This is a genomic window from Saliphagus infecundisoli, from assembly GCF_020177375.1.
Taxonomy (GTDB): domain Archaea; phylum Halobacteriota; class Halobacteria; order Halobacteriales; family Natrialbaceae; genus Saliphagus; species Saliphagus infecundisoli.
Genome location: NZ_JAIWHV010000019.1, coordinates 35,835 through 58,137, shown reverse-complemented (window position 1 = coordinate 58,137; position 22,303 = coordinate 35,835). Strand labels below are relative to the sequence as shown.

At 57.4% G+C, this 22,303-nt stretch carries 18 protein-coding genes and 2 pseudogenes; 12 read left to right on the top strand and 8 right to left on the bottom strand.

What is annotated here, in order from left to right; genetic code table 11:
- Positions 1 to 33: 33 nt before the first annotated feature.
- The gene (locus LCF40_RS16970; RefSeq protein ID WP_224829393.1) at positions 34 to 621 is read right to left on the bottom strand and encodes an NAD(P)/FAD-dependent oxidoreductase; all 588 of its coding nucleotides are present in this window, start codon (positions 619 to 621) and stop codon (positions 34 to 36) included.
- A gap of 177 nt (positions 622 to 798) precedes the next feature.
- Between LCF40_RS16970 and LCF40_RS16965 the strand changes: the two genes are divergently transcribed.
- Entirely contained in the window at positions 799 to 1,821 is a 1,023-nt protein-coding gene (locus LCF40_RS16965; protein WP_224829392.1) for an LLM class flavin-dependent oxidoreductase, read from the top strand.
- Positions 1,822 to 1,929: 108 nt separating this feature from the next.
- Positions 1,930 to 2,115, top strand: a complete 186-nt coding sequence (locus LCF40_RS16960; RefSeq protein WP_224829391.1) for a hypothetical protein — start codon at positions 1,930 to 1,932, stop codon at positions 2,113 to 2,115.
- 631 nt (positions 2,116 to 2,746) lie between these two features.
- Here the strand turns inward: LCF40_RS16960 and LCF40_RS16955 are convergent.
- The 3 genes and pseudogenes from LCF40_RS16955 to LCF40_RS16945 form a co-directional block, all read right to left on the bottom strand.
- Positions 2,747 to 5,074: a heavy metal translocating P-type ATPase gene (locus tag LCF40_RS16955; protein ID WP_224829390.1), complete on the bottom strand. Its 2,328-nt coding sequence runs from the start codon at positions 5,072 to 5,074 to the stop codon at positions 2,747 to 2,749.
- Positions 5,075 to 5,230: 156 nt separating this feature from the next.
- Positions 5,231 to 5,596, bottom strand: a complete 366-nt coding sequence (locus LCF40_RS16950; protein WP_224829389.1) for a cupin domain-containing protein — start codon at positions 5,594 to 5,596, stop codon at positions 5,231 to 5,233.
- Positions 5,597 to 5,968: 372 nt separating this feature from the next.
- Positions 5,969 to 7,158 (bottom strand): annotated as a pseudogene (locus tag LCF40_RS16945) (ISH3 family transposase).
- Between the two features lie 394 nt (positions 7,159 to 7,552).
- Between LCF40_RS16945 and LCF40_RS16940 the strand changes: the two are divergent.
- Entirely contained in the window at positions 7,553 to 8,275 is a 723-nt protein-coding gene (locus LCF40_RS16940; protein WP_224829388.1) for a hypothetical protein, read from the top strand.
- An 87-nt stretch (positions 8,276 to 8,362) separates the two neighbouring features.
- Entirely contained in the window at positions 8,363 to 8,695 is a 333-nt protein-coding gene (locus tag LCF40_RS16935; RefSeq protein ID WP_224829387.1) for a DUF5789 family protein, read from the top strand.
- A 15-nt stretch (positions 8,696 to 8,710) separates the two neighbouring features.
- On the opposite strand, the gene LCF40_RS16930 is transcribed toward LCF40_RS16935, so the two are convergent.
- Positions 8,711 to 9,583 (bottom strand): succinate dehydrogenase/fumarate reductase iron-sulfur subunit, encoded by an 873-nt coding sequence (locus LCF40_RS16930; RefSeq protein WP_224829386.1) that lies wholly within the window; start codon positions 9,581 to 9,583, stop codon positions 8,711 to 8,713.
- Positions 9,584 to 9,739: 156 nt separating this feature from the next.
- On the opposite strand from LCF40_RS16930, the pseudogene LCF40_RS23555 reads away from it, so the two are divergent.
- Positions 9,740 to 9,892, top strand: a pseudogene (locus LCF40_RS23555) (redoxin domain-containing protein); the annotation flags it as partial.
- Positions 9,893 to 10,020: 128 nt separating this feature from the next.
- Here LCF40_RS23555 and LCF40_RS16925 read toward each other — a convergent pair.
- Positions 10,021 to 10,470, bottom strand: coding sequence for a universal stress protein (locus tag LCF40_RS16925; RefSeq protein ID WP_224829385.1), 450 nt, complete (start codon positions 10,468 to 10,470; stop codon positions 10,021 to 10,023).
- Between the two features lie 72 nt (positions 10,471 to 10,542).
- Positions 10,543 to 10,845: a cupin domain-containing protein gene (locus tag LCF40_RS16920; protein WP_224829384.1), complete on the bottom strand. Its 303-nt coding sequence runs from the start codon at positions 10,843 to 10,845 to the stop codon at positions 10,543 to 10,545.
- A 176-nt stretch (positions 10,846 to 11,021) separates the two neighbouring features.
- Between LCF40_RS16920 and LCF40_RS16915 the strand changes: the two genes are divergently transcribed.
- Together LCF40_RS16915 and LCF40_RS23770 are read left to right on the top strand one after the other, a co-directional pair.
- The gene (locus LCF40_RS16915) at positions 11,022 to 11,309 is read left to right on the top strand and encodes a hypothetical protein (RefSeq protein ID WP_224829383.1); all 288 of its coding nucleotides are present in this window, start codon (positions 11,022 to 11,024) and stop codon (positions 11,307 to 11,309) included.
- Positions 11,310 to 11,584: 275 nt separating this feature from the next.
- On the top strand, positions 11,585 to 12,976 hold the full coding sequence (locus LCF40_RS23770; protein ID WP_224829382.1) for a transposase: 1,392 nt from the start codon (positions 11,585 to 11,587) through the stop codon (positions 12,974 to 12,976).
- A gap of 296 nt (positions 12,977 to 13,272) precedes the next feature.
- Here LCF40_RS23770 and LCF40_RS16905 read toward each other — a convergent pair whose 3' ends face one another.
- Positions 13,273 to 14,292: a halocyanin domain-containing protein gene (locus LCF40_RS16905; protein WP_224829381.1), complete on the bottom strand. Its 1,020-nt coding sequence runs from the start codon at positions 14,290 to 14,292 to the stop codon at positions 13,273 to 13,275.
- A 115-nt stretch (positions 14,293 to 14,407) separates the two neighbouring features.
- Between LCF40_RS16905 and nirK the strand changes: the two genes are divergently transcribed.
- From nirK to LCF40_RS16880, 5 genes are all read left to right on the top strand, one after another.
- Entirely contained in the window at positions 14,408 to 15,493 is a 1,086-nt protein-coding gene (gene nirK / locus LCF40_RS16900; protein WP_345777859.1) for a copper-containing nitrite reductase, read from the top strand.
- A gap of 1,674 nt (positions 15,494 to 17,167) precedes the next feature.
- Positions 17,168 to 19,993 carry an efflux RND transporter permease subunit gene (locus tag LCF40_RS16895; protein WP_380682319.1) on the top strand — a complete coding sequence of 942 codons (2,826 nt, stop codon included), beginning with the start codon at positions 17,168 to 17,170 and terminating at the stop codon, positions 19,991 to 19,993.
- Positions 19,993 to 20,748, top strand: coding sequence for a TrmB family transcriptional regulator (locus tag LCF40_RS16890; RefSeq protein ID WP_224829378.1), 756 nt, complete (start codon positions 19,993 to 19,995; stop codon positions 20,746 to 20,748). The genes LCF40_RS16895 and LCF40_RS16890 overlap by 1 nt, the downstream gene beginning before the upstream one ends.
- A gap of 399 nt (positions 20,749 to 21,147) precedes the next feature.
- Entirely contained in the window at positions 21,148 to 21,897 is a 750-nt protein-coding gene (locus LCF40_RS16885; RefSeq protein WP_224829377.1) for a hypothetical protein, read from the top strand.
- A 160-nt stretch (positions 21,898 to 22,057) separates the two neighbouring features.
- Positions 22,058 to 22,273, top strand: a complete 216-nt coding sequence (locus LCF40_RS16880; protein ID WP_224829376.1) for a hypothetical protein — start codon at positions 22,058 to 22,060, stop codon at positions 22,271 to 22,273.
- Positions 22,274 to 22,303 lie beyond the last annotated feature (30 nt).

The following is a 22,303-nucleotide window of genomic DNA, read 5'->3' as shown; positions in this document are numbered from 1 at the left end:
CGAACAAGGTGAGCGGAGACCTAAGAGCACTAATTACTCAGTATCGACTAACGACCCGAAGAGTTCCTCAGCATCGGCTGGTACGTCGAAGTCGTGGAAGTGCTCGCCCTTCTCTTTTGTGAGAATGTTGAGCGCGGCTGCCGCACCGTCACCTGCGGAGATAACCGCCTGCCACTCTTCAGTTCGAACCATCGCGCCCGTTGCGTAGGCGTCTTCGACCGACGTTTCCATCGTCACGTCCACGTCAACGACGCCCTCGTCGGAAAACGCACAGCCTAGATCATCCGCGAGATCACGATTTGCCCCCGTCGCTAATACGACGTAGTCTGCAGTGTATTCGTCGTCATCTGATGTGACGAGGAACTCATCATCGGTTGTAGAAACCGACGTGATTTCGGTGTCCTGGTGACGGACGACACCGAAATCGTCGACTTGTTCGCGGAGGGTGGCCATATAGTTCGACCCGTCGATTGATCCGATTCCGGGGTAATTGAACAGATGGGCCTTGTGCATCCACGTATCGTCGGTGTCGAAGACAGTCGTTTCGAGACCGTTCTTCGCCGTAAACAGCGCGGTACTGAGGCCAGCCGGGCCGCCGCCGATAACGAGTACATCTGCCATATTGGCTAATTACTTGGTCAGTACGAAAAAGCTTCCCAATCTCATCGAGACGAAGCCACAAGCGAGGGCGTGTCGAGAGACTATCCCTGAGCACGTCCCAGAGAGAGTCTGATCAACTGGTGGAAGGAAGTGCTTGACTAACCAAACAGTTAACTGTTACAGCCCCCGAATTCAGGTATGGATCTCTCTATCGTCGACCTTTCCCCCGTTCCCACTAACGGGACTGCGAGTGATGCGTACACCAACACCGTTGAGGCCGCCCAACACGCCGAACGGCTTGGGTACTCTCGGTTCTGGGTCGCCGAACATCATGGTATGGCGGACTCTATCGCCGGGACGACGCCCGAAGTACTGCTCGGGCACCTCGCTGCTAAAACAGACTCGATTCGGCTCGGTTCCGGAGCGGTACTTCTCAACCACTACAGCCCATTCAAAGTCGCCGAACAGTTCGGTGTGCTGGACGCGCTCGCTCCGGGACGTATCGATGCGGGACTTGGCCGAGCGAACGGGTCGCCAGCCGCCGACCGCGCACTCGGGACAGATCGGCACGTCCAAAATCCTGATGAAGATCACAGGGAGAAGATTGAGGCTGTCGTCAACCATCTCTACAACGACTACCCCGACGACCATCCGTATAATGACTTGCAGATTCCACGGTCAGGCACGGGAACTCCGGATCCGTGGGCACTCGGATCTAGCCCGTCGAGCGCGGCAATCGCAGCCAAACTCGGGCTCCCGTACTGCTTCGCGGCGTTTATTCGACCGAAGTTCGCCACTCACTCGTTTGAGGAGTACCGCGAGCAATTCCAGTCGTCGGTACTGGCTGGAAGTATAGACGAACCACAAGGAATGATTGCGGTGAACGCGGTCTGTGCCGAGACTGATGAGGAGGCAGCACGGCTCCGGGCCGTAGCCGAGGCATCATACAAGCGAATGCAACGTGGTGTCGTCGGAACAAGACCCTCTATCGAAGAAGCTATCGACGAACTCGGGAAGGTTCCCGAACCGACGCCCCGAACACTTGATGCTGACGAATGGCCGCGAGCGATTTCCGGCAGTCCGGAGACACTTGCGTCTCTTCTCGAACAGTTGACGGAACGTGTTGGCGTTGACGAAGTGATGATACAGCACATCCACGCAACCCACGCCGACGCGCTTCGGTCGCACGAACTGATTGCCGAGGCTATCGGACTCGCGTGACGCTCATCTCGATAAACTGTAACTCGGCAGAGCCACGTTAGAGAAACTGCGGTAAATCGTTAAGATAACTGTGCACCCAGTGCACAGAGTTTTTAGAGGGTCTCAATTATGTCTAGAGAAAAGTTTGGCGTGGCTCTTCCGGAGGAACTCGTTGACGAACTTGAAGAACTGGTCGATGAATGTGCTGATCTCGGAGCCTCACGCTCCGAGAGCGTGGAAGCAATCCTTACAGCGTATTTTGAATCTGACGTTGATCACGTTGCTCGCGTTCGAGAGATAATTATCCGTCGATGAAAAAACGACCTCTAACCAATTTTAATCGTCGTGCACCCAGTGCACAGCATTTTCCACCCGCAATAGTAGATAATCAAGATGGCTCTACACCAAGTTACGGTCTATCGGGATGAGCGTTGGTCCTATACGGTAGCACACGTGCTAAGATAGCACGCTTTCATGAGAGAGACCCACAGTCACAATCCTGTAATTCATCTCCTAGGTCGAAGAGTTGAGCAATCGGACGAGTCTCTTCGAGTTCTTTTCGTGATATCTGTTCTAACATTAAATCCGATGGGTCGATAATGTCCTGATGGATTATGGATGCTAAACTTTTTACGATCTCCTGTTGTTCGTCGGATGATTTGAAGTATTTTCGAGAGATAATATTGTTTTCTCAACCTCGACTTGCTTGATTCCTTTGATCGCTGATTGAGGTTTTTCTGGACGGAGACCGGATCGACGACGGATCGGGACGAACACGAACAGGTATCACTCACGCGTAATCTAGACGCGACAGCCGTCTGAGCAATTCCATATCGTCAGACGGCGTCCAAATCCTGCGGAGCCTGACGGAATTTTCCCCGTGAGAGCGTCTGAAGCTTCCGTCAATCGGCGGCAAAACAAGGCATCCTGAAGTGAACAGAGACTCTCAGTCTGCAGGTTGAGCGCCAGTTGTTGAAGCTATTCCTGGAAGACTGTGGATAGAGAGATCAACGCGCCGAAGCAGTTGCGCGTTGATTGCGACGATGATAGTACTCAGCGACATCAGGAGCGCACCCACAGCGGGCGACAGAACGATTCCAATCGGCGCAAGAATTCCTGCGGCGAGCGGGAGTGCAAGGAGATTGTAGCCGGCCGCCCAAACGATATTCTCCTGCATCTTCCGGTAGCTCGCCTTGCTCAGTTTAACGAGCCGAACCACGTCCATCGGGTTGTTCTGGACGAGGATAACGTCGGCCGACTGGACCGCTATGTCGGTGCCGCTTCCAATAGCGATCCCGACGTCTGCTCGAGTCAACGCCGGCGCGTCGTTAACGCCGTCTCCAACCATCCCCACGAGTTTGCCCTGGTCCTGGAGTTCCTGCACTTTCTTGTCCTTGTCCCCAGGGAGAACCTCCGAAAACACGGTGTCGATACCCAGCTCGTCGGCTACTGCGGTGGCGACGTCCTGGGAGTCACCGGTCAGCATCGCCACCTGGATGCCGAGTTCGTGGAGAGATTCAACGACGCGGAAACTCTCATCGCGGATCACGTCCGCCATCGCGAACGCGGCAATCAGCTCACCCTCGCGGACGAGGTACACGACGGTCTGTGCGTTCTGGCCGGCCTCGTCAGCGAAGCGCTGGAGGTGGTCAGGAACCTCATTGTCGAGCTGGGTTAGCAGATTCGGTCCGCCGACGTACACCTCGTCGCCACTTTCAGACGAGTTCGACGGGCCTCCGGTGAAGCCGGAGGCGTCAATGTTTGCGCGGACACCTCTTCCTTTGATGGCCTCAAAGTCGGACGCATCAGGAGGGGTTAACTCTCGCCCTGTGGCGGCTTCGCCAATGGCTCGCGCGATCATGTGTTCGGAGTCGCTCTCGACGGCCGCCGCTAGGGCGAGTGCGTCATTCTCGTTGACGCCGTCGACGGTCGCCATGTCGACGACCCCGTGCTCGCCTTCGGTGAGCGTCCCCGTCTTATCGAAGATGATGGCGTCCAAATTTCTTGCCTCTTCCATCGCGATGCGGTCACGAATAAGCATCCCGTTACGAGCGGCGAGTGACGTGTTAATCGCGACGACCAGCGGGATGGCGAGCCCGAGTGCGTGCGGGCAGGCGATGACGAGCACCGTGACGACGCGCTCGATAACCGTTGCATTGAACGAGACCGCGATTGTCCACGCGATTGCTGTCACGACTGCCGCCGCGAGGGCGACGTAGAACAGCCAGCCAGCCGCTCTATCGGCCAGCACCTGCGTCTTGGACTTGCTCTGTTGGGCTTCCTCGACGAGTCGCATGATGCCCGCGAGCGTCGTCTCTTCGCCTGTCGCACCGACGCGCACGCGGAGACTGCCGTCGCCGTTGATCGTCCCACCGATGACCTCGTCGCCAGGTTTCTTCGAGACCGGTTTTGACTCGCCCGTGATCATCGACTCTTCAACGTCCGAATCACCTTCCTCAACGATGCCGTCAGCAGGAACATTTGCACCTGGCCGGACCAGTACGAGATCGTCCTCGGAGAGTTTACTAACAGGGACTTCCTCAGTCTCCCCGTTGTTGGTGATCCGCTCGGCAATATCGGGCATCAGCTTCGCCAGCTCGTCGACCGCGCTCGAGGCACGGCGGACCGACCGCATCTCGATCCAGTGGCCCAGCAGCATGATGTCGATCAGCGTGACGAGCTCCCAGAAGAATGCCGACTGTGCAGGGAAGATGACGGTGGCCAGGCTGTAGACGAACGCGACGGTGATCGCCATCGAGATCAGCGTCATCATTCCCGGTGTCCGGTCTTTCAGCTCCGGCACCGCCATCTGGAGGAACGGAACTCCACCGTACGCGAAGATGATTATCGCGAAGACGGGGTTGATCCATTCGCTACCCGGAAACGCTGGGACGGAGAAGCCGAGCCATCCCTGCAATGTTTCGCTGTACAGGAGGACGGGAATCGACAGGAGTGTCGAGACGAAAAAGCGCCGGCGGAACATCTGCTCGTGACCCTCGTGCATCCCGCCATGGCCCTCACCGTGCCCCTCGTGGGAACCGGGGTCGTGTCCTTCGCTTTTGTGTTCGGTGTGCTTATGCTGCTCGTGAAGAACCGCCTTACCCTCGGCGGCAGGTTGCGCCTCTTCCTCCAGTAGCTCCTGTTCTACCCGTTGTTCGTCAGACTCGTCAACCGCTTCATCAGGGTCGCCGGGTCCGTGCTGGTGGTGACTGCTGTTGTCCTGATGATTGTCTTCTCCCGCTGGGTTCTCATTTGTATCTCGGCAGTCATCCATGAGACGTTCTCTTTTGAAGGTGATCTGCCAGCTACCTCAAAGTATGGTGTTGCCTATCGGATGCGACGGTCTATTACCGAAACGAGACAGTCGGTTCTAGAAAGGTCGTGACAAACCGGGGGTAATTCCCAGTGTCGTGGCACTCAGAACACGGGTTCAGTAGTCTTCATCCTGTTTCGTCTCGTGAATGGTTCCATCTGGATGTTCTGGCGGACTATAGAGCGTGTATAACTTCAGATCTGTTTCATCCGCTGTATTCGTTACGTTGTGTTCGGCTCCGGCAGGAATGATGACAATGTCGTCGTCTCCGAGAGAAGCCTCTTCTTCGTCAAGAACCACTTGAGCGGACCCTTCCTCAACGCGGATGAACTGATCGTGCTCTTCGTGAGTTTCTAGTCCGATTTCTTCACCCGGTGGGAGCGTCATCAGGACAAGTTGTGTGTGTTCACCGGTGTACAGTACGCGGCGATAATCCTCGTTTTCGAGGGTATCCTCTTCGATGTTAGTAATGTATCCATTCATAATGGGTTCACTCTCGGTTCAAGCGTCTGAACGTGAGAGCATGAAAACTATACGCTCCAAATACATAGTACCTCGCCCTGAAGCTGTGTGGAGGAGGTGTCGATCGTAGTTCTCAGTCCAGTCGAGTAGTATGTCCTCTCAGCGCTCCCATTTCACAGTCGCTAGTTGTCCACTCGATCGATAGCGACGGAAGGAGAAGTCCGGTCTCAGATTGGAAGGACGGCGAAAAAGGACCGAAGAGCGACAAATACGCTGCGAGGATGTGAGGACATATCGGATTACACATCTATTCCGGCTCTGTCCGTCGCTGAGGCCACCTCAGAAGAGCGCTGTCGCTGTTCGCCAGCCTCGCTTCACGCGAAGCGAGGCGGCTCAGCCGAGACCGTGGTCGCATCCAGCCGGCAATCCAACCCCGTTCGTTCGATGCTTCTCTTTCCATCCCAGCTCATCGTCGAGCACTCCTTCGATCCCGTGGAGAAACGCATCTCCGAACGTGAACTCTACTGGGAGTGCTCGCCCGCCACGTCGTGGCGCGGCGAGCACGGCCCACTGGATCACGATCCACAGCTGCTCTAACAGGAACCCAACGCCGACGTAGAACAGCCGAATTGTCGGTGACGGCGTTGTCGTTACGGCTCGTGCCTCACGAAACTTCTCGTAGCTCTTCTCGATTCGCGATCGATCAGTGTAGATACGTGCGACTTGTGGCGGCGTGCGGTCTTCCAGACCGTACGCCGCGTATCCTGTCGCTTTCACGCCGGACTTTCCACGATCCCCGTTCTGATACGTGATGTGCACGGCCATCGGAAACGTCTGTTCGTGCTCTTTGCCTTCACAGATCGTTTCTTCGGCCATGTATGACGCGTTCACTGAAGTTTCTCCCGAAGCGTCGCCTTCCCGGTCTTGACCGGGAAGACTGGCGGCGCAACAGCCCGAAGAACGCCGATTACCTCTCCGACATAGGCCGCTCGATCCATGAGAATGCGGTCGATCTCGAACGGATACAGCTCGACGCGGGCGAGCACTCGCTCGACCGCGTCGGCGGCACTGTCGTCGCCATCCACCGGTTCAACTGCCAGCGTCAGCGGCTTTCCCTGGGCGATCACGAACGCCGTGCAGTACCTATGGCACTTCGTCGTGCCGTCACGGGCTTGCATTCGCCTGAACTCGGTTTCGTCGTCGGGATAGCCATGAAACGGGTTATCCATGAAGTCGATGCAGACGGTTCTCGACCGCGATCGGTCGAGAACCGACATCGCCAGCGTCGCGAGAATATCGTTGACAGCGTTCAGCATCGGCTCTTTGTTGAGCGTATGGAGCCAGTCCATGACGGGTTCTCTGTTGGGCGTGTCCTCTGTATTGGTCGTGACGCCGTTGACCGAGGTTGTTCCAACGGCTGCTCGGAGGACGACTTCCATGATATCGACGGAATCGAGGGGCGAGCCCTCGATTCCTGGCAATGGAACCAACTCGAGCACCTCCAGAGCAAGAGTCTTGAGTTGGCTGTTCGTAATGAACTCGTTCGGATCTGTGAGCACCTGCGTGAGTTTTGGTAGGTTCATCAGGTGCGTATCCGGACAGCGGATGAATCAGTCACCTGATTCACCCGCTTCCTTCACGACGACGTGTCAGTTAGAACGGTGCTGAGCCAGAGTGGACAACTAGCGACAGTCCACCTCGAAACGTTGCCTAAACGCACAGTCTCTGGAGAGTCTGAACTGGCGGTCAAGAAGGGAATGGTGGTTATGCTGACTGGGTACTTGTCGGTATCCATGGACTCCGCGAATACCTTGACGGAGCATCAAACTCCGATCCAGGGGAGGGTGAGGAAGCTACATTCTATGGGAGTCCCGGATGTCTGGTTTGAAGCACCAGAAGGCACCTGTGGACTCCGGTACTCGACTGAATAGAGTAATGTGCCTATAGCCAGAATTCTGTTTCAGGGATACAGTCAATATGAAATGGCAAATCAAGGAGATAGAATGGGAAGCGGTCGCAGGCATCTTAGCGGCGGTTCTCGCACTTGTACTCCATTTCCTGCACATCGTGGACGAAGGCGTGCTTCTTCAGATTACGCTCGTTCTCATGGCGTTCTTGTTTATCAGTCATCTTAGACGCGAATCAGAAACCGAGAACCTCTCTGAGTCAGTTGCTCAAACCGAACGCACTGTCGAAGAAATCCGAGCAGGTATGGATGCTCCCGATCTCGAACTCATCGGTCCAGCACAACTCAGATCGCGGAGTACGCAGTTCGGTCAGGGTGCCCGTGGTGAAATGATCTGGTTCAACGTCTGTCTACTTATGTTCGTCCCCCAGGATCTGTTCGATGCGTTGCTTCGTCCACCGATCGAAAATCCAAATGTTTCCTCGATTCAATTCGTCCTTGATGAGAGTGAACGGGAGCGCTGGAATACCCAGGTCCAACCGAAGGTGCGAAAGTGTACGGGTGCCGAGACGGTACAGGAACCCATCTGGCGCGACCTTGATGATAACGTCTCATTCATTCTTCGCGGAACGGAAAACGAGCAGACAGACGCGCTCTTGAGTTTTTGGGGTGAACCGTTCATGGCCCGGACGACACAGGACGTCCCACGCTATATCATCCACGTTGCGAGAGAGTCAGAACTAATCCCACAGCTGCAGGATATCGAGCGCGAACACCGCCTTCAGCGAAATTAAGGGGTATCTTTTTGGGTATGGCAACTGTAGTTTCAGGTCGAGTGAACGGCAGTGGACGTCTTCCTCCTCGGAAATGAGGAGTAAGCAATGACTCATTCCGGGCAAGATACAATGAGGCCTCAACAATTACACGATACCCTTCAAGAGGAATTCGAGTATCCAGTAGATCATACGATGGTAATCGCTCAAACAGGTGACAACATCGTTGATGCTCCTGACGTTACTGACTCTGAGACCGTTGATGAAATTTTAGTCAGTGATAACGACAGGATATACGAAACGACAGGTGATCTCGTTGAGTCGATTTACGGCAATCTTGACGACAGTTATATTGGCAGGAAATACTATGACGATCGCGGAGCAAACATTAATGAAGGCGATTACGAGTATCCGCACGACGACCAGAACCAATCGTTCTGAAGGGATTGCTGCCTCTTACCAGAATTTCAGGTTCTGTTTGACGGACTCGCGCTTCATCTCCTGAATCTCCTCAGTAATTGGGATGTCCTTCGGGCAGACGGTTGTACACGAGAACTGGGTATGGCACTGCCAGACGCCATGTTCCTTATCGAGTAGCTCCAGTCGACGTTCCCCCGCATCCTCCTCTTCGCGTTCGTCCATGTAGAACCGATACCCCTTGACAATAGCTGCAGGGCCGATATACTCGTCGTCGGTCTGCGAAGGGTTACACGACGACGTACAACACCCACACTGGATGCATCGCGAGGCCATCTTGATCTTCTCACGATTCTCGGGGGATTGGCGCTGTTCTTCCAGTTCTCTATCGGGCAACTCGTCTGGCTGAAAGTACGGTTCGACGGAATCCATCCGCTCGAAGAAGTGGTCCATGTCCACCACCAGGTCCTTGATCACTGGTTCATGGGGTAGCGGCTCGACGCGAACTGGCTCATCGAGATCGGAAATTTGCGTTTGACAGCCGAGTCGCTCGCTGCCGTTGATGAACAATCCGTCACTCCCACACACCGCCATTTGGCACGAGTGGCGGAATGTGAGACTTGAATCGAAGTGATCACGAGCGTAGATGAGTGCGTCCAGAACCGTCATCCCCTTTTCATAGGGAACGTGGAAGTCATCGAATTGAGGTTCTTGTTTGGCTTCTACTTCTGGGTCGTACCTGAAAACCCTCAGGAGAATCGTCTGCTCATCAGCGGGAGACTGCGCTTCAGCGGCCGCCTGTACCTCCCGCTCTTTTGCCCGCTCGTGTTTCTTGTCGAGACGTCGCTGCTGTGGTGACGATCCATTGTTGGAGTCGGATTCTGTCTCAGATGGTGTCTGTTGGGAACTCATATTAGGGGGAACATGAAGTTCAATCGAGTCGATGGTCTGGTTCTTCGCGCAAAGATAACAGGGGACCATCCAAATAGCTGCCCCTGAGGACACCCTCGAAACTGCCTCATTGATCGCTTCTATGCTTCGAAAACTGGAACGTCAAATTCCTTCTCAATCGATACCCAGGACTTAGGTCTGTATGGTGTCGCCAATCGGGCAGTGCTCATCCTTGACGAAGACCGGACTGTGACCTACAGGTGGGTAGCTGAAGATCCGACGAACGAACCAGACTACGATGAACTCATCGAGACCGTCAAGGCAGTCTGACAAACATCGGCCTCTTCAGTTCGAACGACACGGCTTGAATTGTTCGACATCTGGGAATGTGGTGGGTCTATCACATCATCCCAAGATACAGGAATTACGATTCTGCCAAAGTACCCACAGTAACTCGATTATTTGTCGACTTCCGTTTTTACGACGACTGTCGGTCGAGTGGTTAGCCGAAGCACGCGCTCGGTTACACTCCCGAGTAGCGCGCGGTATTCCGCTGGCCGGTGTTTCGTGCCGAGGACAACCATATCGATATCTTGGCGATCTCCGTACTCGAGTATCGTATCGACCGGGTGGCCATGTTTTACAGCCCCAGTTCTCTCGACATCACTGTCTTCTGCACTACTCCGGACCGTCTTGATAGCTTCCTGGCCGAGTTCTTCGAGTCCATGCTCAGGCCCCTCGGCCTCGTCGACATACTCGTCCCCACTGTATGCCGTGTAGATGCTCTCATCGACGACGAAGAGTATATGAAGGGTGGCATTGTGCGTCTCGGCGAGTTCGATTGCATGGGATTCTGCGTTCTTCGACGCAATGGTTCCATCCGTGGCAAGTAGAATCTGGTCGTACATAGAGCAACGTTCGTTCAGCTACCCAATAAGGGTGGTCATCGCAATGAACCGACGAATTGGAGCGAAACGCTGTTATTCGCTCTTTTTGGCGAGAACGATCAATGCAGTACTATCGATCTTTGCTGCTGGCGCTACTTCACACGTCCCGTCGAACTGGACGACATCTCCCGATTGTACTATATGTGACTCCCCATCGAGTTGCAGATCGATCTCACCCGAGATCAAATATAGAATGACCTGCCTTTCAGGATGGTTATGTGCACCGACGCTTTCCCCTTCGTCCAGAGATAATCGGATTGTTTTCGGTTCCTCGGTCGGGAACACGTTAGCGTGCGGTACACCTTCACAGTCTTCAATTGGTTTCACCGATGCCATGAACCCGTAATGGCACTGGACAGCCCTATGTCCATCGAAGTATGACTCTATTCTTGCTGTGACAGTTACTACCCAACAGGAATATTGGCGTTTCTTCAAGCTCAAAAGTGAGAATCGCCCCTATGCTTTTTCGGCCTTCCACGAGTAATGTCGATTACGCACCGGACAGCAATACTATGACAAACGAAAAATCTAACATAGTTGCCACATTCAACCCGCAAAAATGGGTCGACGGACCGTACCATCTAGACGATGGGGCAGACAAACAACTAAATCCCGCCGAAAACCGGGACCCAGTAACCTTCGAAGTGCCGTGGGAAGACGGAACCGATGAAGAGGGAACGATATTCCCAGACGAGTCGTACGAAGCAAATCAGTTGCAATCTCACCCTGCGGCTCCAGAGTGGGTCCAAAACTGGGAAGGGCCATACTACGTCCGGACAGAATTAGCTGACGACGAGTAGTAGCTGGCTGACAGCTCAATCCACGTGCTGTGCGTGTAATCGGTCGAGAGAAGCTTTTCCCAATCCTGAGAATGCTTGGTTCTCGAATAACAAGCGATAGTGAGTGATTGTAGTCGATACGGACACTCTCCTCCCCTCCTTACTTGCTCGCTATGCTCGCTCCTTGAGAGCCTGTCCAAGAAACATCGACAGAGAAATTAAATTCGACAAGTCCTGAGCTCATATGACCTAGAGCTTATCTAGCAGAAACTCCTGTATAGCGTAAGGATCCACTCGTGACGTTCAACTTCATCCGATACGATCAAGATCAGCAACACCTTCTGCCAAAGAACGTCGCGGAGTGGGTCGAAGAGGATAGCCTCGAACGCTACGTTTCGGACGTTATCGATCATCTCGACAACGAGGGCCGGCTCGACCCATTCTATCCGGATAATCGGGAGGACGGCCGCCCGCGGCCGTCCTCCCATCCCGTGATGATGCTCAAAGTCCTCGTCTTCGGCTACTGCATCGGCGTCCGGAGCTCCCGGAAACTCGACCGCCTCCTCGAACGTGACATCGCCTTTCGCTACCTCGCCGCGAATCAACACCCTGACTTCCGCACGATCAGCCTCTTCCGCAAGAACCACCGCGAGGAGTTCGAGCACCTCTTCGTCGAGATTCTTCGCCTCTGCCGAGAAGCTGGGATGGCTGAGATGGGCGAAGTCGCCCTGGACGGCCGTCGCGTCCAGGGCGACGCGGCTCTCGACCAAAACCGCACTCGTGAGCAGATTACCGACGAAATCCACGATATCCTTGAGGAGGCTGCCGAGGTCGACGAAGCCGAAGACGACGAATACGGGCCAGAAAAACGCGGAGACGAGCTCCCGGAGGAACTCCGGGAGCGAGAGGACCGACTGAATCGATTGCGGGAAGCCAGGGACCGACTCAACGCCACCGAACAGCAGCTCAAAGAGGAGCAAGCCGAGAAAATCCGCCACAGAGAACAGGAGGAGAAAGAATCGGGTCAGAAGAAGCGTGGCCGGAAGCCCACACCTCCGGAGGAGGTGGAGCTTCCGGAGGACTCGAAGGCAAACACGACAGATCCAGCGAGTCAAACGCTCAAAACCAGTACCGGGTGGAAACAGGGCTACAACGGCCAAGCAATGGTGGACGGCGACACACAGGTCATCGTTGCTCAGGAGATCACTACTGACGCAAACGACGTCCAGCAGCTCAAGCCGATGCTGGAGACCTGCGAGGAGATGAACGGCAAGCGCCCGGAGAAGGCGCTTGCCGATGCTGGCTACTGGAGCAAAGCGAACGCGCAGTTAGCCGATGAGCAGACCGAACTGTTCATCGCGACAACGAAAGACTGGAAGCGACGGAAAGAACTCCGGGAAGCGGATCCGCCACGAGGGCGGATCCCCAAGTGGTACGGGCTGAAAGAACGCATGGAGCGAAAACTCCGGACGAAACGGGGCAAAGGCATCTACCGCAAGCGCAGCCAGAGCGTCGAAGCAGTGTTCGGTCAGCACGTCACCCGTGGCTGCGACCGATTCCTGTTACGCGGGGAGGCGGGAGCACAAGCGGAGTGGTCGTTGTTTTCGGCGACGCACAACCTGTTGAAGCTGTGGCGGTCCGGCCAGGGGCCGGACAGCCACGAAGTGGCGAACGCGATCGCCGGGTAACTGGGCTCGGTTCTCTTTGTTGTCGACGGGTGAATCGATCTGTCGCAGCGTGCAGCGGTATCTTCAGCTGGCGTCAGGAGAACCGGTGAGGCGGAATTCTTAGACAGGCTCCTTTAACGCTACAATTAGTAGTACGGAACATGTACAACGAAATGGACAGTACTAGATAGTATTGTCGGTGCTGACAGGTATCTCCCGGAATCTTATCCGACCGCGGGATTCGTATTCTAGTCGTCAAGGCAAGCAAACCTTCTCTGTGACGACTGTGGAATGGTCACCAACACCGACACGACCCGTCAGGTTCGTTTCGAGTCATTCCGATGGTTTTGGGTCTTACTGCGGACTGCCAGTGCGAACATTGACAGCAACGCACCGGTGAGCCCGACTCCACTGAGGAGTGTAAGATGATCCGTAGTAAGTTCGTAGGCCCCCTCAAAGACATCTCCGACAACGATTGCCCCTTTCATTCCTCTGTCCTCATGTGGTTCACATGCGTACTTACTAATGCCGACCCCGTCGAACGCGAGGCCCCACTCACCAGTAGACTGTGATGGACTCGCGTACTCTCCGTTATTGGCCATGAATCCATGGGGCCCGTCGTCGCCCACCCATTCCCAGATGACGTGAGTACCCGGGTCAATGTGGACGGCCGGTGGAGAGAGTGCAAACCCTCTCCCGTTGCCATTTGCTCCGACCTCTATACGGACTTCGTCCTGACCACGCAGGTCAAGCGTCCCCTCGAAATTGTCGACGTCGTCGAACCAGTCCCCGTAATCGGGTTCCTGGTCGGCAAATTCGGATGCCTGGGGTGACTGAGAGAGTGATTCGGGTGATGCTACGTTCATCTCTGCATCGCCGACGATCACTGCACCCTTCATTCCCATCGCCTTGTGAGGAGTACACGCATACGTAGACACACCTTCATCTTCGAAAGAGAACTCGAATGTCTCGCCTGCGGTCGCGATCATCTCACTCTCGTACGCACCGTTTTCAGCGACGACGTCGTGGCTTCCCCCCTCGCCTGTCCACTCCCAAGTCACCGTTGTCCCGGGATCGACTCGGACCGCTGGTGGACCGAAAGCGAACCCACCACCGTTCCCTTCAGCCCCGACATCGACAGTCACATTCGCTTTGCTGCGCTCATCCACGATTCCATCGTAGTTCGACACATCACCGAACCAGCTCGTTAAATCGGTATCCTGCTGTGCAGTGACTGGCTGTGCGGCTCCGATAGCTGTCGTCCCGACCGCAAGAACTGTCGCAGTCTGTAAGAATTGGCGTCGGTTGACGTTCGGGCAGGTATCAATTGTACTCATGTATATGTCTACACGAGAACGCCATATAATAGGAAAACACCGTTCTTAGACGGTGGGAATTGTAATCGCTATATATGGTATTATTACTCCTCTACTGAGGTAGAGGATACGACTAATGACCCACACTACGACTCGACGACAGGTACTCCAGACAGCCGGAATTGGTGGAACGATGGCGTTAGCCGGATGTATTGGCGGACCCCCGAGGAGTAATAACGTTCAGGCGAGCCCGCTCCAGCTCCAAACTGAGGAGGAACTCGACTTGGCCAAGCCCGTTGATGTCGACCGGGTTGCGGCTGATCCCCGAGATATCCCGGCTCCGATTACTCGAACGACGCCGGAGACGGTTTCGGTGGAACTGGAGACGCTCGAGCAGGTAGCCGAGATCGAACCCGGCGTCACGTTCACGGCCATGACCTTCAATGGGCAGATCCCCGGTCCGTTTATCCGGACTCGCGTGGGTGACACCGTTGATCTCACTATCCGGAATCACGAGGACAACTCGATGGTCCATAACGTGGACTTCCACGCCTGCCGTGGACCGGGTGGTGGTGCGGAGGCGACAAATGTCGAGCCCGGTGAGGAGGCGCACCTCCGGTTCAAAGTCACGTTCCCCGGCGCATTCGTTTACCACTGTGCGGTGGCGAACGTCGATTACCACATCTCGAGCGGAATGTACGGGATCATCCTCGTCGAACCAGAAGAGGGGTTGCCCAAGGTGGACCACGAGTTCTACCTCGGTCAACACGAACTCTACACGAACGGGAAGACGGGACAGGAGGGTCACCACAAGTTCGACTTTGACCGGATGGCGATGGAGGATCCGACATACGTCCTGATAAACGGCGAGAAGCACGCCATCACGCCCGACAACTACGCCGAGATGAACGTGAAGACGGGCGAGACTGCCCGTATCTTCTACGGGGTGGGTGGCCCGAATCAACTCTCAAGTTTCCACCCGATCGGCAGCGTTTGGGACGAAGTCTGGGAACAGGGCGCACTCGCCAGTGAACCGATGCGTTACGTGCAGACGACGCCGGTTCTCCCCGGGAGCGCCTGCGTCGCGACGATGTCGTTCCCGGTACCAGGAACCTTCAAGCTGGTTGACCACGCCCTCTCTCGAGTCGCACGCAAGGGGGCGCTCGCGGCAATCACCGCCGAAGGACCGGAAAATACAGACGTGTTTGATCCACTCGACTGACGGAATCAGGTACGTAGGCATTGATCGGATTGCCCTTTTTCGGACGTAGAGCGATGGGGGAGATCGTTTCGGCGATTTAATTAATTGTAGCCGCTCCCACCAGCCTTGATCGATGGGCCATCCCCTGAAAATGGGCAGACCCTCGCCCAGATGTTCACAACTGGGAAATCCAAGAGAGCGTCTGGCTCTCCTAAGCGCTATTTCGGTCGTCTGTAGCAAGTACGAAAATCAGCAGGCCACCGGCTGATATTTCTCTTATTTCCTCTCAGCCTCCGAGAGAAAATCGCACGGCCGTTGCGCATCAGCCATACTCGTGGAGTTTCGCTTCCAATCGCACGGAAGCGAAGATGCCCTCACCGACCGGAATAACGCTCGTTTCGAACTCCGGATCGTCAGAAACATGATCGTAGTACTCGGCAATTCCCGCAAGCGATGAGCCCTCATCAGGAGAGTGTGCTCCATCGAGTACGGCTCGCAGGTCCGCAGGGGACATCGATCTCCCGAATGAAGGACGTTGTCGGCGACGATCATCCCGCCCTGAGAGACCTTCTCGCGTACTGTCTCTAACCCATCCAGATACCGCTCGTTCTCGTGGTTGAGATGGACGAGATCGAACGGGCTATCGTATCTTCACCTCGTCGCCAGAGATACGTAAACGCGGAATCGGTGCGAGTCCGGCCGCTTGATCCGAGCGATCCGAATTGGTTGACTCGTGTCGATGTGAGTAGCGCAGTAACAACAAGTATATGAGCATCCGTTTGTAGAATCCTACCAACAGATGATCCCCTCTTCTCCGGTGGTCGGATGAGCACGCCCGAACGAATCGCAAGCGTCGTGACGAGCCACAGTAAGGCAGTGCTGGCCGTTCTGTTGGTGGCGACTGTCCTGATCGGTGCGGGCGCACCGATGATCGACGATGAGTCCTCGCTTAGCCAGTTCGAAACTGACTCGGCGGAAGCACAGGCCGTCGAGTATGCCAACGAGAACTTCACGGCCGACGACCAGGAAAACACGACGACGGTGCAGCTGATAGTCAAGGGCGAAAACGTCCTCACCAAGGAGTCACTGCTCGACTCGCTCGCCCTTCAGCAGACGCTCCGAAACAACGAGTCGATCAATGCAACCCTCGCGGAGGACCAGTCGACCTTCGGCGTCGGAAACGCCCTCGGCATCGCGGCCATCCAAACCGAAGCCGGCCAGGAACTCGCCGAACGTGCTCAAGAGCTCGAGAACGACAGTGCCGCACTTGAGGAACGGGGCCAGGACCTCGCCGAGCGCGGTCAACGACTCGAAAACGATACGGCCGCACTCGAAGAGCGCGGCCAGGAACTTGAAGAACGTGGCCAACAACTCGAAAACGACACGGCCGCACTCGAAGAGCGCGGCCAGGAACTCGAAGAACGTGGCCAACAACTCGAGGAAGACCGGGCTGCCCTCGAAAACGACAGCCAGGCGCTCCAGGAAGAGCGCGAGCGTATCGAGGCCCAACTCGCCGCCCAGGAGGCGGCGCTGAACGAGACCGCCCGACTCCAGGCCGCCTACGAGCAGGCCGAAAGCGACGGGGAGCGGGCGGCAATCGAGGACGAGATTGCGCAGTTGTGGGCAGAGACGACCGCCGACTTGGAGCCCGAGCAGGCCGAGCGATTCGAGGCCGCCGCGGGCGACGTCCGGTCCCTGACAAGCGACCGAGTCGAAAACGAGACCGCTCTCGCGGGCGCCTACGCGACCGGAACCGGCGTCACCGACGACCCCGAGACGCAGGCCGAACTCGAGGCGGCACTGAACGAGACCGCCCAGCTCCAGCGCGAGATCGAGGCGACCGACGATGAGGACCAACGAGCCACGTTAGAGACCCAAATCGCCGAGGTCTGGACGAACGCAACCGCGGACCTCGGTCCGGCCCAGAGCGCGACGTTCGTCGTGAGCGCGACGGAGGTCCGGACGACGACATCCGACCTCGTCGCCGTCGAAAACGACCTCGCGAGTGCCTACGAGGCGGGGACCGTCGGCGTCCTCGCTGACGAACTCGCCGCTCTCGAGGAGCGCGGCCAGGAGCTCGAGGAGCGCGGCCAGGAGCTCGAAGAGCGCGGCCAGGCTCTCCAGGACGAACAGGCCGCACTCGAAAACGATAGCGCCGACCTCGAGGAACGCGGTCAGGAGCTCCAAGACGAACGGGCGGCGCTCGAAAACGAAAGCGCTGCACTCGAGGAACGCGGTCAGGAGTTGCAGGATGAGCAAGCGGCGCTTGAAAACGAAAGCGCCGAACTCGAGGAGCGCGGCCAGGAGCTCCAAGACGAACGGGAAGCCCTCCAGGAGGGTGGGACGCCGACGCTTGACGAGCAGATCGAGGCAATCGAGGGCCTCTCCGAGTCGGAGTTCGAGGAGAACCTCACAACGGTCCTTTCGGAGAGCGAGGGTGGGAGCCCAGCGCTCAACTTGATGCCGACCGACTACGACCCTGGCACCACCTCGGCGGACGCCCGGATGATCTTCGTTACCCAGGTGAGCGAGACGAGCGGAGCCCAGGGCGGGATGGGTGGCGGCGAGAGCGATGCGATGGACGCCCAACTCGAGATGCGCGAGCTCGCGGACGGCCAGGAGGGCAACGAGTACGCCGTCTTCGGCGCCGGGATCATCACCGAGGAGATCAACAACTCGATGGGCGACAGCTTGGCAATCGTCGGTCCGCTGGCCCTGCTGTTCGTCGTCGGCGCGCTCGCGGTCGCCTACCGGGACCCCGTCGACATCGTCCTCGGAGTGCTTGGGATCCTCGCGGTGTTGGCCTGGACGTTCGGCTTCATGGGCTGGGCCGGGATCTCGTTCAACCAGATGATGATCGCCGTCCCCGTGCTCCTGATCGGGCTCTCGATCGACTACGCGATCCACGTCTTCATGCGCCACCGCGAACAGCGCGAGGAGGGCGTCGAGGACGAGAGCGGCGTCCGTGGCTCGATGAAAATCGCCCTCGGGGGCGTCGGCGTTGCCCTAATCTGGGTGACCGCAACGACGGTCATCGGCTTCCTCTCGAACCTCGTTAGCCCGATCGGCCCGATCCAAGAATTCGGCATCGTCAGCGCGTTCGGGATCCTCGCAGCACTGATCGTCTTTGGCGCCCTGATCCCGGCCGCGAAAGTCGAGATCGACGCCCTGCTCGAGTCCCGCGGCTTCGACCGGCGCAAGCGTGCGTTCGGGACCGGCGGCGGCGCCTTCGGCCGGGTGTTGACCGTCGGCGCGACCGCCGCACGGAAGGCGCCGCTTGCCGTCATCGTCGTCACCCTCCTGCTGTCGGCCGGCGGGGTCTACGGCGCGACCCAGGTCGACACCAGCTTCCAGCAGGAGGACTTCCTCGCCGAGAGCCCGCCCGAGTGGACCGAGAACCTCGGCCCGCTCGCGCCCGCGGAGTACGAGGCCAAAGACGACCTCGAGTTCGTCAACGAGAACTTCCAGCGAGAGGACTCACAGAGCCAGATCCTGATACGCGGGCCGGTGACCGACGACGGGACGTTAGCGGAGATCGATCAAGCGACGGCGGACGCCGCCGACAGTGACGTCGCCTACGTCGGACCGACCGGCGAGGCTGACGTCCAGAGTCCCCTCTCCGTAATGGAGACGGCTGCGAGCGAGAACGAGTCGTTCAACGAGTCCTTTAGCGCCGCGGACACCGACGGCGACGGCGTCCCCGACGAGAACGTCGAGTCGCTGTACGACCAGCTGTTCGAGGTCGACGAGACGGCCGCGAGCAACGTCGTCTACCGGACCGACGACGGCGAGTACGAGGCCGTCCGGATGATCGTCGGCGTCCAGGGCGACGCCGGCTTCGACGAGGTGACGAGCGAGACCAGAGCGATCGCCGACGGCATCGACGGCGAGTGGGAGGTCATCGCGACCGGCAACCCGATCGTCAGCCACCTGGTCGAACAGGATCTCCTCAATACGGTGCTGGAGAGCCTGGCGATCACGCTCGTGGCGGTGTTCGTCTTCCTCACGGTTGCCTACTGGCTGACGGGCAACGGGGCGACGCTGGGAGCCATCACCTTGCTCCCGGTCGCCTTTTCGGTGAGCTGGATCCTCGGCACGATGTACCTCATCGGGATGCCGTTCAACGTCCTGACGGGGATGATCACGAGCCTCACGGTCGGGCTCGGGGTCGCCTACAGCATCCACGTCAGCGCCCGCTACACCCTCGAGCTCGAGCGCACGGGCAACGTCTGGTCGGCGATGCGGACGACCGTGACCGGGACGGGCGGCGCCCTGCTGGGCAGCGCGGCGACGACCGTCGGCGGCTTCGGCGTGCTCGCCTTCGCAATCTTGCCCGCGCTCCAGCAGTTCGGGATCATCACCGCGCTGACGATCACGTACGCCTTCCTCGCGAGCGTGATCGTCCTTCCGAGCCTGCTGGTGGTCTGGACGCGGTACTTCGGGCCGGACGTCGCCTTCGACGCCGACGCGGAAGCGACCGCCGCGGCCGCCGACGGCGGGGAACCAGAGGGTGAGGACTGATGGCCACGGAGGAAAGCGAGGCGGTCGGGGCGTTCGAGCGCCTCGGGCTGACGAGCTACGAGGCGAAGGTGTTCATTGCGCTCCAGCGTCTGGGCTCGGGTACCGCCCGCGACGTCGCCCGGGTCGCCGATGTCCCCCGCTCGCAGGTCTACAGCGTCGCCGAGAGCTTAGAGGAGAGGGGACTGCTTGAGGTCCAGCAGTCGAGCCCGATCCGGTACCGGCCGGTCGGCGTCGAGGAGGCCCGTGAGACGCTCCGGACTCGCTTCGAGAACGAGCAGGAACGCGCCTTCGAGTACGTCGAAGGGGTTCGCGAGGAGTCCGACACTGAGGAGCGCCAAGAGGACATCTGGACGGTCCGAGGGAGCGACCGGATCGACGATCGGGTCGTCGACATCGTCTCGGGGGCCGACGAGCGGATCGTCTTCGGGATCCGCTCTACCGACCAGCTGACCGGGGAGATCGGGGAGATCCTTGAGGAGCTGGCCGCCGAGGGAGTCGAGGTGACGGTGATCAGCCGGTCGTCGGCAGTCCGCAACCGGGTCGAGGAGTTCGACGGCGTCGCGACGATCCCGCCGGCCGACGACCGCGCCGACGACGAGGTCTCAGGGCGGATCGTGATCGTCGACGACGACAGCGTCCTGTTGAGCGTGGTCGGCGACGACGGCGGCGAGACCGCGATCTGGAGCGCGGGCTCGCTGTTCGCCTCAGTGTTGATCCGGTTGGTCGAGGCCAATACCGAGGCGCCGATGGAATAGTCGGATCAACGAGCGGTACGAACCGTGACGGTGTCGTCACATGGGTAACAGGAAAATGCCCACCAACTTGAGCCATGGGATGAATCCAAACTGGACACGACAATCTCCTATTGGACGGAGTACGTGGTGTACGAGGGGAGCGAGCGGGAAGCGAAGTTCCCGCTCGCGAGACGAAAACAGGGTCGCTGTCAACTGCTGCTGAGTGCTCGATGTGGTGGTCCGTGAGTTGGGCCCCATCTCGCTAAGCCCAACTCGCGAGACCTATTTTTCACGACTGGAGCGACTGATTCTCGCATTACATACCGGAAAGGGAGTCATCAGATGCACTTCGGGAGCTAACTTTACTGTGGGCTTTCAAATATGGATGAGACTAATATCATAGCCCTCATATGCTAGTCTATGTCTACCACTACCTTTTCAATCGACGACCGCTTTCAGGGCTTTCCAGGTTACGCGCTTGGGGGAATCACTGGTGGTCTCATGGCCCAACGAATCGGTCCCGAGGCCGAGGTCACCCTTCATCAACCGATTCGAACGGGGGACGAACTTGAGATGAGGACACGGGATTCCACTGTGGAACTCCTGTTTGACGGGGATACTGTCGCCACTGCAAAATCTACAACCATTGACGTCGAAATCGCCGACACAGTGCTTCCAGAGTCCGCCATGGAGGCTTCAGAATCATACGTTGGCTTCCACGAGCACCCGTATCCATCGTGTTTTACCTGTGGGACCGAGCGGTCGGACGGAGAGGGACTCAGAATCTTCCCAGGGCCGGTCGGAACAGAGGCCATCGTCGCGGGTCCTTGGACACCCCATCCAAACCAGGCCGATTCCGATGGGACGGTTCCCCTCGAGTACGTGTGGGCAGCTGTCGATTGCCCGAGCATCTGGGCCGTTATGGAAGCTGCGCCATCAGAGTGTCCCGACCACGTGGTGACGGGTCGTTTGGCCGTTCGGTCCGAGGAACCGATCCGAGAGACTGAGCCACATGTCGTGATGGCGTGGCCGCTTGAGCGCCGCTCGAATACCTGGCCTGCCGCAGCCGCCATCGTCGACGCTGACGGGCGGGTGAAAGCAGTGGCTCGTCACACGTTGGTTCTCACCGATTGGGGAGTACCGCTGAGCGTATCCAGGACAGATGATTGATAAGCATCTCGATGTAACTATCGGATTATCTCAGTAAACCCAACTCGTGGAAACTATTTTTCACGCCGGGCACGGCTGATCCTCGTGTTACATACAGGACAAAGACATCTCGAGAACAACAGTGGAAAAATATATGGACATATGGATTTACATTTGCCATATGAACAGGACACTCACGGCACCCCAAACGATCAGCGAATGGCAAATCGTTGCCGCAGGTCTACTTGTCCTTAGTACAATAATGGGCTACGCAGCTTCGAACAGCGTTCTATACGCAATTATATGGGGACTCTTTGGAGCAGTCTTTTGGACTGTGATTCTGATGATCATCGTGTTCTCATGGCGCGGTTTCAGAAGCCTCTTTTCTGAGGATTGACCGTAATCTGCTCAGTTCGCACCTTGATGT